We start from the raw sequence: 14369 nt of genomic DNA, 5'->3' as shown, positions 1-14369 counted from the left end.
AACAACAGACGAGGATAGCATCATGAATCAACGCGCTTATGCCCAACCATCAAGGAAGTATCTGATGGCGCTTGATGCAGGAACCGGCAGTATCCGTGCCGTGATATTTGATCTCGAAGGGAATCAGGTTTCCGTCGGGCAAGCGGAGTGGATACACCAACCTGTACCGAATGTTGCGGGTTCAATGGAATTTGATCTGCAAAACAACTGGCAACTGGCCTGCCAATGTATCCGGCAGGCACTGCAAAAGGCAGAATTGCCTGCCAATGCGATTCAGAGCGTTGCCGCCTGTTCAATGCGAGAAGGCATTGTCCTTTATAATCGCGGTGGCGATCCCATCTGGGCATGTGCCAATGTGGATGCTCGCTCCAGCCATGAAGTCAGCGAGCTAAAGGAGCTTTACAACAATACTTTTGAGTATGATGTTTATCGCTACTCCGGCCAAACATTGGCATTGGGCGCCATGCCGCGCCTGCTTTGGCTGGCGCATCACCGTCCTGATATTTACCGGCAAGCCAGTACCTTGACTATGATCAGTGATTGGCTGGCTTATCGGCTCAGTGGCGAACTGGCCGTTGATCCCTCTAACGCGGGCACAACCGGCATGCTGGATTTAGTCAGCCGTGACTGGCGTCCAAGCCTGCTGGAAATGGCCGGATTACGTTCTGATATCCTCTCTCCTGTCAAAGAGACAGGAACTTTGCTCGGCTATGTTACGGAAAAAGCCGCGGCAGAATGTGGTCTGAGCAGCGGCACGCCGGTGATTATGGGCGGCGGAGACGTTCAACTTGGCTGCCTTGGCATTGGTGTCGTCAAACCCGCCCAAACCGCCGTACTCGGTGGAACATTCTGGCAGCAAGTCGTCAACCTGCCTGAACCGATCACCGATCCAAATATGAACATCCGCATCAATCCGCATGTTATCCCCGGCATGGCACAGGCAGAATCCATCAGCTTCTTTACTGGTCTCACCATGCGCTGGTTCCGTGATGCTTTTTGCGCAGAAGAAAAACTGCTGGCGGAACGGCTGGGCGTTGATGCCTATAATCTGCTGGAAGATATGGCGGCGCGGGTTCCTGCCGGTGCGCATGGTGTCATGCCGATTTTCTCCGATGTGATGCGCTTTAAATCGTGGTATCACGCTGCTCCCTCTTTCCTCAACCTGTCGATTGATCCGGAAAAGTGCAACAAGGCGACGCTATTTCGGGCGCTGGAAGAAAACGCCGCTATCGTTTCCGCCTGTAACCTCGACATGGTTTCCACATTCTCTGGTGTCCAACCTGACTCACTGGTCTTCGCAGGCGGCGGCTCAAAAGGCAAGCTCTGGAGCCAAATTCTGTCTGACGTTACTGGTCTGCCCGTTCGGGTGCCGGTGGTCAAAGAAGCAACGGCACTGGGTTGTGCAATTGCGGCAGGTGTGGGTGTTGGGTTATACGACTCACTGCCGGCAACAGGAGAAAAACTGGTTCGTTGGGAACGGGAATACCAACCGAACTTGAGCCATCGTGAGGTTTACCAGAAAGCGAAAAAAGATTGGCAAGCTGTGTATGCCGATCAACTGCATCTGGTGGATGATGGCCTGACGACCTCATTGTGGAAGGCACCAGGGTTATAATTTTGATTGGCCTCTTTAGTGATGTGCTTATGGAGAACAGACTTTGTCTTATTCTAATCTTGTAATAAATGCCTTGAAACATATGCTTGAAAGCGATGATGTGCATATTTCAACCATTGAAAAGTTTTTCGCGAAAGATTATTTCCAAATAGTCAATGGCAATAAAATATCTTTTAATGATTTCGTTTCCCATGTAAACCTGCTCAAGAAGTCTTTGACCAATGTGCATGTGACTATTTTATCGGTTGCAGAAAATGGTGAAAATGTTCATACACATCATCAGGTTAAGGCCAATAAAGAAGATGGCTCTACTATTGAATTCGAGGTTTTTTCCCGATTTTTGGTGAGTGAGAACAAGATAAAGTGCTGTCAGGAACTGACAAGAAAAATCACGGGAAATGAAGAGGATGATGACTTAGGGTCCAGAGTTTAGCAGAAAAATATTGGCTATAGACATCATGTCTATAGCCAATATCCGTTTAGCTTCGAGAATAATGATAAAAGTGAGAAATGTGCAAGGGTATGCTTTCTACATTATCTCATCGTCACAAACTCTTCCGCCGCCGTTGGGTGAATCGCAACCGTATTATCAAAATCCTTTTTCGTTGCCCCCATTTTCAGCGCCACCGCAAAACCTTGCAGCATCTCATCCATGCCAAAGCCGATCCCGTGGATGCCGACGATCTTCTCATTGTCTCCCACACAGACCAGTTTCATACGGCATGGCTGACGGTGTTGCGTCACAGCGGTATACATGGCGGTAAATGACGAGGTATAAACCTTAACCTGATCTTCACCAAACTGAGCCTTTGCCTGTGGCTCCGTCAAACCTACAACGCCAATGGGCGGATGGCTGAATACCACGGTTGGAATATTGGTGTAATCCAGATGCTCTTCAGGTTTGTTATTAAACAGACGCTCTGACAAACGACGCCCTGCCGCAATCGCAACCGGCGTCAATTCCACCGCCCCGGTGTTATCGCCAACCGCATAAATTCCATTCATATTCGTGTTCTGGTATTTATCGACCTGAATATAACCCTTCTTATCCAGTTCAACACCGGTTGCGGCCAGATTCAGATTATCTGTCATCGGTTCACGCCCAATCGCCCAGATCAGCGTATCAACCACCTGCTCCCGGCCATCTTGCAACTTAACCGTCAGGCTGCCATCACTATTTTTAATCACAGAGTGTAATATCGCTTGCGTATGCAGTATCGGCCCTTCGTTTTTGATGATTTCCGATAGTGTTTCCACAATCATCGGGTCGAAAGCGCGCAATGGTGCATGTTGACGGACAAAGAGATGCGTTTCACTGCCCAGCGCCTTCAACACACCCGCGATTTCAACGGCAATATAGCCAGCACCCACTACAGCAACACGCTTTGGCATTTCATTAAGTTCGAAGAAACCATCTGAATCAATGCCATATTCCGCACCCGGAATATTCGGACGTACCGGACGGCCACCTGTTGCGATCAGGATATGGTCGGCGGTGATTTTTTCACCATTAACCTCAACCGTATGCGCATCAACAAAACGGGCGAATCCTTGAATGACATCCACCTTATTGTTACCCAATACGCGCTCATACGATTGATGGATACGATCAATATAAGCAGTACGGCTGGCAATCAGTTTTTTCCAGTCAAACCGATTGACGGTGGTATCAAAACCATAATCGGGGCCATATTGATGAATAGATTCCGCAACTTGCGCAGCGTGCCACATCACCTTTTTTGGGACACAGCCCACATTAACACAGGTTCCACCTAATGCCTTTGCTTCAATCAGGGCACATTTCTGTCCATACATAGCGGCACGGTTAATGGAAGCAATGCCACCACTGCCGCCACCAATTGCAATATAATCGTAATGTTTACTCATCTTAGGTCACTTCCGTCTAATCAATTAAGTTACTGCTAAGGTTTAACCTGACGTCTATTATTACAAAAAGTTATCACTGGAGATGGACGATTCTCACTCTTATTACCATAGGCTACGGCTATCGAGTGATAACGCGTTCAGAGGTAATGACCGAGATTAGATGCTCTATGAGTCCTTACTTTATTCAGGGACAATCCACTCGACTGATGTATGCCCTATCCCTTCAGGAACCAGTACCTGATGCAGCCACGGCAATATTGTTTTCATCTGCTGCTCTAATTTCCACGGCGGATTAATGACGATCATGCCGGATGCCGTCATACCCCGTTGATCGCTGTCAGGCCGCACACCAAGTTCAATTTTTAAAATATTGCGGATACCTGTTGCTTCAAGTTCCTTCACCAAGCGTTTGATCTGTTGACGCAGAACAACGGGATACCACAACGCATAAGTGCCGGTCGCAAAGCGCTTATACCCTTCCTGAATGCCTTGAACGACATGCCGATAATCTGATTTCAGTTCATAAGAGGGGTCGATCAACACAAAGCCACGACGACTTCTTGGCGGCAATTTTGATTTTAACTGCTGGAAGCCATCTTCCCGCAGGACACGGGCACGTCTGTCACGGGAGAATTCCGTGCGTAACAAAGGAAAATCACTGGAATGCAATTCACTCAGATTAAGTTCATCCTGCTCCCGCAATAAGTGACGCGCAATCAGCGGAGAACCCGGGTAATAGCGTAAAGAACCTTGTGGATTTAGCGCTTTCACAGCATTCAAATATGTCGCCAATTCTTCAGGGATATCATCACGTTGCCAAATACGGGCAATCCCTTCCAGGTACTCTCCCGTACGTTCAGCATGTTCCCCACTCAATTGATAACGGCCTGCGCCAGAGTGAGTATCCAGATACAGGAAAGGTTTTTCTTTTACTTTAAGTGCTTCAATGATCAGGCTTTGCACGATGTGCTTTAACACATCCGCATGGTTGCCGGCATGGAAGCTATGGCGATAACTCAACATTCTATTTAACCCCGAGAGCGGAAACAACTAAAGGGGCATTATAGCCTCATTCACAATAAAAAAGATAAAAGCCTCCTTCACCTTCCTTTTCGTTGTCAGTCCAGAGGAATTGTCAGGCTCAAATCGGGAACAGCGTATAAAATTTCGGGTAAGTCACCTAAAAATATTAGGAATAATTCATGATGTCGAAAACAGTGATCTTATCTGTATTGATCGTTTTCAGTATGAATGCAGCCGATGCAAACCAAGGTAAAGCAGGATGTGAAATTAAGAAAAAAACATTGGAAAAACAGCTCGAATATGCTCAGGCAGATAAAGACGCGCGCCTGATAAAAGGATTAACTCGCACTTTGGAGTACATAAAGGTTGTCTGTGCTTTAGAAAAACGCCTACGAGATCAAAACAATAAACCAGAAACGGTAAAGAACAATGTAAAAGATAATACCACGAACAAAGACAATCCCTCTTTATTAAAACAGTCTGGCAGTAAAAATCAATCTTACAAGCCGTCTAAAAACAACAAAATAGGCACAAGAAAAAAATAAACATAAACAAAAAAGTGCAGGCCACATACAAACAACGGCCTGCACTCAATAGATTGAAATATAAAAGAATATTCCATAGAAAAATCAGATAAAACTTATCGATCTCTCCCTCTAATTTGCTGTGCATTAGAAGGAGAAATGCTGTAATAAATTTTATCACTCACAAGCGGTTCATTTTCAATCTTTACTGAAAGAATGGAATTATCTTTGGAAACGGCATAGTGACTAAAGTAATTTCCTTCCCTTTCATAAGGATAATGAAAATTAAGCTTAAGAAATTTTTTCATATAAGAGTCATCGGCTGGATGATATTCATCCGAATAAATCACTTCCTGATCTCTGACAAAAATAATTTTATAAAAAAGGCTGGTTTCATCATTAAGCCTGGCACCGATAATTTTTTCAATATCCTCAGGCGTTATGCCTTTGTCGATGATATACATTTTGTCCCAGTCAAAAGGAATAATTTTATTCATATCAATCAAACAGATTGTATTCTTCTGACAATGTTTATCGGCGTAATCGATAATCCCTAATTGGCTATTTTTAAAAGATAAAAATAAAATGACCATTCCCAGTATTAACGAAAAAATAATCATATTACTTTTGTTGACACTATGGAAGAACATCATTCCCCCCTTCATAATCAAATCTGATATGAGAAAACGGCCTTGGAATTTTAACCTTTAAAATCAAAATACTACTATTATTCCTTATGAAATTTACAACTTATCTTTATCGCCACACAGCACATCATGGCATTGATAAATACAAGCCAAAACTCCCCCCGCTGCTTTTCCAACAGCAGCTTAATATTTTTGGAATTTTACAATACGCATGAAGGTATAGCTTGAATTGTGGAGACAACTCCACTTCACTTATTACTCACAAGCGATTGTTATACCCTTGCTATTTGGTATCGTAAGTGCGGTTTACAAGATAATAAATTGATGTCTGTTGCTAACCTTCAGCATCAAGAGCGTGATACAGGAATACTCTGGATGACTAAAAAGTATAGTAATTGTACCCACGTTTTTTTTGATTTCAAATAGAAAAACATGGTAAACAAATAATAAATTAGATAAATAGTTGCTAACGTGATTTTATGATAGTTTTAGTATAACTTTACGCTGATTGACAGACCAATGCTTTCTCAGAGCCATTAATCTTGCTAATTTGTATCGTATTTATAAGGAACGAGAGATGAAGTATCACCGTCTCAATGAAGTTATCGAACTTTTACACCCAGTATGGAAGAATGAGCCGGATTTAAATTTGGTGGCACTGTTGCAGAAACTGGCTGATGAAGCGGGATTCACCGGGCAGCTATCTGAATTAACGGATGATATTTTGATTTATCACCTGAAAATGCGCGGTACGGATAGCGATGCAGAAATCCCCGGATTGAAAAAAGATTATGAAGAAGATTTTAAGACTGCGTTGTTGCGCGCCCGCGGTATTATTAAAGATTGATGAAGAGAGAACTGTGTTGTGACGGAACCGAAGGCTTTTAATTTTCAGAATATTACACCAGATTTAATTATGGATGCTTTAGTGCAGTCTGGCCTGTACCTTGATTCAGGTTTGACCGAGCTGAATAGCTATGAGAATCGGGTGTATCAGTTTATGGATGAAAACCGCAAACGCTATGTCGTGAAATTTTATCGTCCTCTGCGCTGGAGCCAACAGCAAATCCAAGAGGAGCATGATTTTGCTCATGAATTGCAGCAAGCCGATTTGCCGATAGCTGCGCCCTTGATGTTTGACGGGCAGACGGTGCTCAGCCATGGCGGTTTCTTTTTTGCCATTTTCCCCAGTGTGGGAGGGCGTCAGTACGAATCAGACAATTTTGACCAACTGGAAGATGTTGGGCGATTGCTGGGAAGAATACATCAAATTGGCGCAAAGAAAACATTTTCAGCCCGTCCTACGCTTAATCTTAATGAATATTTATATCAGCCATATCACTATTTGGCTGAATGTGAGCTTATTCCCGCCAGACATAAACCGGGTTTTCTGGCTGCGTTGGATGGATTAAATCAGGCCGTTGCCAGCCAATGGCACGATAACTGGCAAGTATTGCGGCTGCATGGGGACTGCCATGCGGGGAATATCTTGTGGCGTGATGAAGCCTGGTTTGTGGATCTTGATGATGCCCGCAATGGTCCTGCGGTTCAGGATTTGTGGATGTTGCTCAATGGCTCACGGCAAGAACGGTTGGTTCAGTTGGATATCTTGCTTGAGTCATATGGTCAGTTTATGGCATTTGATCCCAAGACATTGGCATTAATAGAGCCTCTGCGTGCGATGCGAATGGTCTATTATTTGGCTTGGGTAGCCCGTCGCTGGCAAGATCCGGCTTTTCCAAAAGCGTTCCCGTGGATGGCGGAGAGTGATTTCTGGCATAAGCAAGTGAGTCTTTTTTCTGAACAAGTCCGGCTGTTACAGGAACCCCCTTTACAGCTCAACCCGATGTATTAATTTTTGGAGACCATTATGAAGAAATTTTGGCTAGCACTGGTGGGAGCGTTCATGGCATTTAATGCGTCTGCTTCTGGTTTTTCTGAAGGCAAACAGTATACCGAGTTAAGAGAGCCGGTTGCCAATCAGCCTCAGGTGGTGGAGTTTTTCTCTTTTTATTGTCCTCACTGTTATCAGTTTGAAAATATTTATCATGTTCCTGCTACGGTTGAGAAAAACTTGCCGGCAGGTGTGACTCATGAACGTTATCATGTAGATTTTCTGGGACCTTTGGGTAAGGCATTGACCGACGCTTGGGCGGTTGCCATTGTCATGAAGGTTGAAGATAAGGTCACGCCTATTTTGTTTGAGGGCATTCAGAAAAGCCAAACCATCGGTAGCAAGGACGATATCCGTAATGCTTTCATCAAAGCGGGTATCTCCGGTGAAGAATATGATGCAGCCCTGAACAGCTTTATCGTGCAATCTGTCGCCGCCAAAGAGCGTCAGGCTGCCCAAGATTTCAGCCTGCGCGGTGTTCCGGCGGTCTTTGTTAATGGCAAATATTTGATTAACAACGGTGGTGTTGATACCAGTTCCGCGTTGGATTACGCCCGGAAGTTCTCTGAGGTCGTGAACTATCTGCTGAACAAAAAATAAGTCGCAAGAGGGTGGCGTAAAGAAACAAAAACGCGAGTATTGATATAATAAAGTAATATAGGTGTTGTGCCAGCTATAAGAGAGTTGGCACAACACCTGCCGAAAAACACCTTTCATAACATAAACTCTGGTAATATCCACAAGTCAGTGATTTTAAAGCGGTTGTCATATTTAATTAATATTTCGCGTAATTCATTGATTTTTACCTCCTGTTATTCACTCTTTGTGGTGATAAACATAAATCTGGTTTATGTGCCTTTTTTTTGTGCACAAAGTTATCCACAGCATACCCATCAGAATATTTGTCACAATATGCGAGCTCATACGAGAAAATGCCCGCAAAATTCGTCTATAACGATACAGTATGGCATTCTATTCTTTATTCATACCCATTCATCCCTCAGAACGACGAAGAAAATTTTATGGCACAGATAGCAGACAATCCCCTGATTTTGGTTGATGGTTCTTCATACCTTTATCGTGCATACCATGCGTTTCCGCCACTGACCAACAGTTCCGGCGAGCCGACGGGCGCCATGTATGGCGTGTTGAACATGCTGCGAAGTTTGATCATGCAGTATAAACCCAGTCATGTGGCGGTCGTGTTTGATGCCAAGGGTAAAACGTTCCGTGATGAACTTTTTGCTGAATATAAATCTCATCGGCCACCCATGCCGGATGATTTGCGTTTGCAAATTGAACCGTTGCACAAGATGGTTAAGGCGATGGGTCTGCCCATTCTGGTGGTATCCGGCGTTGAAGCTGACGATGTTATCGGGACTTTGGCTTTGCAGGCTGAAAAAGAAGGCCGTTCGGTGCTGATCAGCACGGGAGATAAGGATATGGCGCAATTAGTGACGCCAAATATCACCCTGATTAACACCATGACCAACACCATCTTGGGGCCGGAAGGGGTTAAGGAAAAATATGGTATTCCCCCTGAACTGATGATCGATTTTCTCGCCCTGATGGGGGATTCTTCCGATAACATTCCGGGCGTGCCAGGCGTGGGGGAGAAGACCGCGTTGGGGCTATTGCAGGGAATTGGCGGATTAGATGATATCTATGCCCGACTTGATGACATTGCCTCACTCGGTTTCCGTGGCGCCAAGACATTGGGCGGTAAGATGGAGCAGCATAAAGAGGTGGCCTATCTTTCTTACCAATTGGCGACCATCAAAACCGATGTTGAGCTGGATAAAACTTGTCTGGATCTTTCAGTTATGCCGCCGGATGCGGATGAGTTACTGGCGCTGTTCAGCCATTATGAATTTAAACGTTGGATCGCAGACGTACAGAATGGCAGTTGGCTGGAAGGTAATGGACAGAAACCGGCTGCTGCCAGTGCCAAGGCAGAATCCATTCCCGCTACGCCAACCGCTGCTAAAATTTCACCGGCCATTTCACCGGAAAGTTATCAAACGATTCTTGAACGCCAGTCTCTGGAGGAGTGGATTGAAAAGCTTAAGCAGGCGCCGGCATTCTCTTTTGATACTGAAACTGACAGTCTTGATACGCTGACAGCCAATCTGGTGGGGATGTCTTTTGCCATTGCTGTGGGAGAGTCAGACGTTGAAGCCGCTTATCTGCCATTGGGACACGATTATCTGGATGCGCCGCAGCAACTGGAATTACATGAGGTTCTTACCGCCTTAAAGCCACTGCTGGAGGATGCTAACCTGCCTAAAATTGGTCAAAACCTGAAATTTGATCGGGGCGTGCTGGCGCGTTATGACGTTGCCCTGAATGGCATTGTTTTTGATACCATGCTGGAATCGTATGTTTTGAACAGTGTGGCGGGGCGGCATGATATGGATAGCCTTGCGGATCGTCATTTGGGCTATAAAACCACCACATTTGAAGAGATTGCGGGCAAAGGCAAAAAACAACTCACCTTCAATCAAATTCCCTTGGAAGAAGCGGCAAAATATGCGGCGGAAGATGCGGATGTGACTTTGAGACTGCATCAGGAGATGTATCCTCAATTAGAGAGCACCCTAACCCTGCTAAAAGTTTTCCAGCAGATCGAAATGCCGTTGGTGCCAGTGCTGTCCCGTATGGAAAGAACCGGCGTGCTGATCAATGCGCAAACGCTGGCAGAACATTCAAAGGAGATCACCGCGCGTTTGGGTGAGCTGGAAAAAGCCGCTTATGAACTGGCAGGGGAAGAATTCAATCTGGCGTCACCCAAACAGCTACAAGTGATTTTATTTGAAAAAATGCAGTTGCCGGTATTGAAAAAGACGCCGAATGGCGCACCCTCAACGAATGAAGAGGTGCTGGAAGAGTTGGCGGAGAACCATGAATTAGCCAGAGTGATTTTGGAACATCGTGGTCTGGCAAAACTGAAATCCACCTATACGGATAAGTTGCCTCAGATGGTACACCCACTGACCCATCGTGTTCATACCTCTTATCATCAGGCGGTGACGGCAACGGGACGTCTCTCTTCCCGTGATCCCAATTTGCAAAACATTCCTGTCCGCAATGGTGAAGGGCGACGCATCCGTCAGGCTTTTGTTGCGCCGGAAGGCTACCGCATTATGGCGGCGGACTATTCACAGATTGAATTGCGCATTATGGCGCACTTGTCGCAGGACAAAGGCTTGTTGGAGGCATTCGCCCAAGGTAAGGATATCCACCGCGCGACGGCGGCGGAAGTGTTTGGCGTGCCATTGGAACAGGTGACCAGCGAGCAGCGTCGCAGTGCCAAGGCGATTAACTTTGGCCTGATTTATGGCATGAGTGCGTTTGGTTTATCCCGCCAGTTAGGTATTCCGCGTGGTGAAGCGCAACGTTATATGGATCTCTATTTTGAACGTTATCCGGGGGTGTTGGCTTATATGGAGCGTACACGCCAGCAAGCGGCGGATCATGGATTTGTCGAAACGTTGGAAGGCCGTCGGTTGTATCTGCCGGATATCAAATCGCGTAATGCCATGCGCCGTAAGGCATCAGAGCGTGAAGCCATCAACGCACCGATGCAGGGAACGGCAGCGGATATCATCAAATTGGCGATGATTGCGGTAGATAACTGGATTGTCAGTGAGCAGCCCGATGTGCGCATGATCATGCAGGTTCACGATGAGCTGGTATTTGAAGTGCATGAATCAGCGCTGGGAACCGCAGGGCAGAAAATCAGGGAGCTGATGGAACAAAGTATGCAGCTTGATGTGCCGTTAAAAGTGGATATTGGGCTGGGTGATAATTGGGATCAGGCACACTGATAGACCCTTTGGTCTTTATCAAAAATTGACTTTTAGCAAAAAGCCGCCAAAAAAATGGAAGAAGAGCCGCAGAAATGGGGTTCTTTTTTTATTGAATGATTTTTATGAAATTACTGCTTGTTTAATGAACTAAAATTAGCGCCATTATGCCATAAATAGGCTTATAACAAGGAATTTAGGTTAGGTTTTAGATTAGATCTGGATCTCATAAATATGTAATTAAACTACATTAATGACGCGATAATAACCATTATTGCTTAAATTTTAACGGCTGAATCGAGATAATTAGTGAAAATTAATTACAAAAAAGGCTTTTTTTGCTGAAAGGAATAGGTTAAAGTTATCGGCGTAGGGTACAGAGGTAAGATGTTCTATCTTTCAGACCTTTTACTTCACGTAATCGGATTTAGCTGAATATTAGCTGCCCCAGTCATTTCTTTTGACTGGGGCGTTTTTTTATGTCCGGTTTATTCCGCTTCAATGGCAGGTTGGTTGAACCACAGGTTGAGTTGTTGCTCTAGTTTATCGATGCCGATTTTTTTCAGGGCGGAAAAGTATTCGACCTGAACATCACCTTCCAATGAGGCTAATTCCTGACGCACTTTCGCCAGTTGACTCTTACGGGCGCCGGATGCCAGTTTATCGGCTTTAGTGAGCAATACCATGACAGGCACCTGCATCACAACCGCCCATTCGATCATTTGCCTATCCAGATCTTTCAGCGGATGACGGATATCCATCAAAACCACCAGCCCTAACAGGCATTCGCGCTTCTGGAGATATTCCCCCAAGGCTTTCTGCCACTTACGTTTCATCTCTTCGGGGACTTCAGCGTAGCCATAGCCCGGTAAATCGACCAGACGAATCCCTTCTTCCACTTCGAACAGGTTAATCAACTGGGTACGGCCGGGGGTTTTACTGGTACGCGCAAGGCTCTTCTGGCGGGTCAGTGCATTCAGGGCACTGGATTTACCCGCATTTGACCTACCGGCAAACGCGACCTCAATGCCCACATCTTGAGGCAGGTGGCGAATGTCAGGTGCACTCGTGACAAAGTGGGTCATATGATAGTTGTAGTTCTTGATGGTCAAAATGGTTATCTCCCTGAGGAATACACAAAATAGCGCGGTGATTATACCGAGAGCAACCGCTTGTGGACAGGTGAACTTTATTCCTCCCCAACCACTATGTATATTCTTTAACATGGGAGAAAATGGGGTGAAATAAAATGGAATGTAATCGTTCGAAAGCATACCAATATGCAGGTTATTCTCGAAATAACCTTTGCCTAACTATGCGAATATAAAGTCGTATGAATAGATTTTCTCCCCACTCAACTAAAATACTCGTAAATGTAGGTAAATCTTTGGAACTTCATTCTATTGGGAATTACACTTAATGAGTTTTGTTGTTATGAGTTTTATTGTTGACCTCAAAAATAAAGGAACCATCAATGTTTAAACGTATTTTTGTGTCGCTTATGACTGCTTGTGCTATCAGTGCGATAGCTGTCCCGGCATTGGCCGCTGAAACTCACGTGAAGCTGGTCACATCAGCCGGAGAAATCGAACTTGAGTTAGAGAGTAATAAGGCACCCATTTCTACCAAGAATTTCGTTGAGTATGTCAATGAGGGATTTTATAACAACACTATCTTTCATCGTGTGATCCCCGGTTTTATGATTCAGGGCGGTGGCTTCACAAAAGAGATGAAGCAGAAGGCTACCAAGGACCCTATTAAAAATGAAGCCGATAACGGTTTGCGTAATCTTCGTGGCACGATTGCGATGGCGCGTACCGCAGATAAGGACAGCGCAACCAGCCAATTTTTTATTAACGTGACCGATAATGCTTTCCTTGACCACGGGCAGCGTGACTTTGGTTATGCCGTCTTTGGCAAGGTCGTAAAAGGTATGGACGTGGTTGATAAAATTTCTCAAGTCAAAACAGAAAATGTGGGTCCTTATCAAAATGTGCCGGTGAAACCCATTGTGATCTTGTCTGCCAAGGTTGAGCCTTAACAGCCCGAACCCGGCATCATACGGTATTCGGATAATCATTCATGGTTGTTTGAGTACCGTTAGCTCCCTCTGAATCATCCCTCTTTCTGCCATTTCTACGTTGCCACAGCAGGGCATCATGGCGATGTGATTCCCGTACCCCTATTTTAAAAATGCGTCTGTGGTATGATGAGTCCCCCCGTTGCTGTTGGTACTGCTTTGCCTGTTTTTACTGTCATACAGAATGCATAATACCCCTGTGGGGCAGGAACTTATAAAACTATAATAATCAGTAGGATATACTCCTATGTTACTCATAATAGATAACTACGATTCTTTTACATTCAATTTATATCAATATTTTTGCGAGTTAGGGACAGAGGTTTTAGTTAAGCGCAATGATGAGCTACAGCTTGAAGATATTGAAGCGTTGGCACCGACGCATTTAGTTATTTCTCCCGGCCCTTGCACGCCAAATGAAGCCGGGATCTCGCTGGAAGCCATTTCACATTTTGCCGGGAAATTGCCCATCCTCGGTGTGTGCCTGGGGCATCAGGCGATAGGTCAGGCTTTTGGTGCCAGCATTGTTAAAGCGCGTGAAGTGATGCATGGAAAAACCAGTTTAATTCACCATAGCCAGCAAGGGGTATTTAAAGGATTGGTTCATCCATTAACTGTCACACGTTACCACTCTCTGGTGATTGCCGCAGAAACGCTGCCGGCTTCATTTGAAGTGACAGCATGGAGTCAGCGCAATGGTGATGTCGATGAAATTATGGGAATACGTCACCGTACTCTGCCACTGGAAGGGGTGCAATTTCATCCGGAAAGTATTCTGAGTGAGCAGGGGCATGAATTATTGAATAATTTCCTCAAATATTAATCCAGATACCATCACATTTCCTCATTCGTTATTTTTTATTTGCCTTTGCGTGATTTTTTATTCATATTTT

14 protein-coding genes are annotated in these 14369 nt (G+C 45.1%); 10 read left to right on the top strand and 4 right to left on the bottom strand.

The annotated features are described in order from the left end of the window. The first annotated feature begins 22 nt into the window (after positions 1-22). On the top strand, positions 23-1615 hold the full coding sequence (lsrK, locus tag XDD1_RS17040; RefSeq protein ID WP_045973048.1) for an autoinducer-2 kinase: 1593 nt from the start codon (positions 23-25) through the stop codon (positions 1613-1615). 43 nt (positions 1616-1658) lie between these two features. Further along, positions 1659-2048 carry a hypothetical protein gene (locus tag XDD1_RS17035; protein ID WP_052705735.1) on the top strand — a complete coding sequence of 130 codons (390 nt, stop codon included), beginning with the start codon at positions 1659-1661 and terminating at the stop codon, positions 2046-2048. Between the two features lie 101 nt (positions 2049-2149). Here the strand turns inward: XDD1_RS17035 and gorA are convergent, their stop codons facing one another. Further along, positions 2150-3502, bottom strand: a complete 1353-nt coding sequence (gene gorA / locus XDD1_RS17030; protein ID WP_045973047.1) for a glutathione-disulfide reductase — start codon at positions 3500-3502, stop codon at positions 2150-2152. 180 nt (positions 3503-3682) lie between these two features. Next, positions 3683-4525, bottom strand: coding sequence for a 23S rRNA (adenine(2030)-N(6))-methyltransferase RlmJ (locus XDD1_RS17025; RefSeq protein ID WP_045973045.1), 843 nt, complete (start codon positions 4523-4525; stop codon positions 3683-3685). A gap of 179 nt (positions 4526-4704) precedes the next feature. On the opposite strand from XDD1_RS17025, the gene XDD1_RS17020 reads away from it, so the two are divergent. Further along, positions 4705-5070, top strand: a complete 366-nt coding sequence (locus XDD1_RS17020; RefSeq protein WP_045973044.1) for a DUF1090 family protein — start codon at positions 4705-4707, stop codon at positions 5068-5070. A gap of 95 nt (positions 5071-5165) precedes the next feature. Here XDD1_RS17020 and XDD1_RS17015 read toward each other — a convergent pair whose 3' ends face one another. Further along, positions 5166-5642, bottom strand: coding sequence for a hypothetical protein (locus tag XDD1_RS17015; RefSeq protein ID WP_231854425.1), 477 nt, complete (start codon positions 5640-5642; stop codon positions 5166-5168). Positions 5643-6273: 631 nt separating this feature from the next. Here XDD1_RS17015 and XDD1_RS17010 point away from each other — a divergent pair. The 5 genes from XDD1_RS17010 to XDD1_RS20470 all read left to right on the top strand — a co-directional run bounded on the left by XDD1_RS17010 (position 6274) and on the right by XDD1_RS20470 (position 11831). After that, positions 6274-6543 carry a YihD family protein gene (locus tag XDD1_RS17010; RefSeq protein WP_045973040.1) on the top strand — a complete coding sequence of 90 codons (270 nt, stop codon included), beginning with the start codon at positions 6274-6276 and terminating at the stop codon, positions 6541-6543. A gap of 69 nt (positions 6544-6612) precedes the next feature. After that, the gene (locus tag XDD1_RS17005; RefSeq protein ID WP_045973762.1) at positions 6613-7551 is read left to right on the top strand and encodes a serine/threonine protein kinase; all 939 of its coding nucleotides are present in this window, start codon (positions 6613-6615) and stop codon (positions 7549-7551) included. Positions 7552-7566: 15 nt separating this feature from the next. Continuing rightward, on the top strand, positions 7567-8190 hold the full coding sequence (gene dsbA, locus XDD1_RS17000) for a thiol:disulfide interchange protein DsbA (RefSeq protein ID WP_045973038.1): 624 nt from the start codon (positions 7567-7569) through the stop codon (positions 8188-8190). A 422-nt stretch (positions 8191-8612) separates the two neighbouring features. Next, on the top strand, positions 8613-11417 hold the full coding sequence (gene polA / locus XDD1_RS16995; protein ID WP_045973037.1) for a DNA polymerase I: 2805 nt from the start codon (positions 8613-8615) through the stop codon (positions 11415-11417). A gap of 366 nt (positions 11418-11783) precedes the next feature. Next, positions 11784-11831 (top strand): hypothetical protein, encoded by a 48-nt coding sequence (locus XDD1_RS20470; protein WP_438361642.1) that lies wholly within the window; start codon positions 11784-11786, stop codon positions 11829-11831. A 53-nt stretch (positions 11832-11884) separates the two neighbouring features. Here the strand turns inward: XDD1_RS20470 and yihA are convergent, their stop codons facing one another. Next, the gene (yihA, locus tag XDD1_RS16990; protein ID WP_045973035.1) at positions 11885-12508 is read right to left on the bottom strand and encodes a ribosome biogenesis GTP-binding protein YihA/YsxC; all 624 of its coding nucleotides are present in this window, start codon (positions 12506-12508) and stop codon (positions 11885-11887) included. A 362-nt stretch (positions 12509-12870) separates the two neighbouring features. On the opposite strand from yihA, the gene ppiA reads away from it, so the two are divergent. Next, positions 12871-13437, top strand: coding sequence for a peptidylprolyl isomerase A (ppiA, locus tag XDD1_RS16985; RefSeq protein ID WP_045973033.1), 567 nt, complete (start codon positions 12871-12873; stop codon positions 13435-13437). Positions 13438-13723: 286 nt separating this feature from the next. Next, a complete protein-coding gene (locus XDD1_RS16980; RefSeq protein ID WP_045973031.1) occupies positions 13724-14299 on the top strand; it encodes an aminodeoxychorismate synthase component II in 576 nt (191 codons plus the stop codon). The last annotated feature ends 70 nt before the right edge of the window (positions 14300-14369 follow it).

Origin of the sequence: Xenorhabdus doucetiae (assembly GCF_000968195.1) — a bacterium.
GTDB lineage: Bacteria > Pseudomonadota > Gammaproteobacteria > Enterobacterales > Enterobacteriaceae > Xenorhabdus > Xenorhabdus doucetiae.
Note: the sequence above shows the minus strand (reverse complement) of the source record. Positions and strands in the feature narration are given on the sequence as shown.

Excerpts from the sequence above, each read along its gene's own strand:
- XDD1_RS17010 (WP_045973040.1), top strand. The coding sequence starts at position 6,274 with ATGAAGTATCACCGTCTCAATGAAGTTATCGAACTTTTACACCCAGTA.
- XDD1_RS17020 (WP_045973044.1), top strand. The coding sequence starts at position 4,705 with ATGATGTCGAAAACAGTGATCTTATCTGTATTGATCGTTTTCAGTATG.
- XDD1_RS17005 (WP_045973762.1), top strand. The coding sequence starts at position 6,613 with ATGGATGCTTTAGTGCAGTCTGGCCTGTACCTTGATTCAGGTTTGACC.
- XDD1_RS17025 (WP_045973045.1), bottom strand. The coding sequence starts at position 4,525 with ATGTTGAGTTATCGCCATAGCTTCCATGCCGGCAACCATGCGGATGTG.
- gorA (WP_045973047.1), bottom strand. The coding sequence starts at position 3,502 with ATGAGTAAACATTACGATTATATTGCAATTGGTGGCGGCAGTGGTGGC.
- XDD1_RS17015 (WP_231854425.1), bottom strand. The coding sequence starts at position 5,642 with ATGGTCATTTTATTTTTATCTTTTAAAAATAGCCAATTAGGGATTATC.
- lsrK (WP_045973048.1), top strand. The coding sequence starts at position 23 with ATGAATCAACGCGCTTATGCCCAACCATCAAGGAAGTATCTGATGGCG.
- XDD1_RS16980 (WP_045973031.1), top strand. The coding sequence starts at position 13,724 with ATGTTACTCATAATAGATAACTACGATTCTTTTACATTCAATTTATAT.
- dsbA (WP_045973038.1), top strand. The coding sequence starts at position 7,567 with ATGAAGAAATTTTGGCTAGCACTGGTGGGAGCGTTCATGGCATTTAAT.
- polA (WP_045973037.1), top strand. The coding sequence starts at position 8,613 with ATGGCACAGATAGCAGACAATCCCCTGATTTTGGTTGATGGTTCTTCA.
- ppiA (WP_045973033.1), top strand. The coding sequence starts at position 12,871 with ATGTTTAAACGTATTTTTGTGTCGCTTATGACTGCTTGTGCTATCAGT.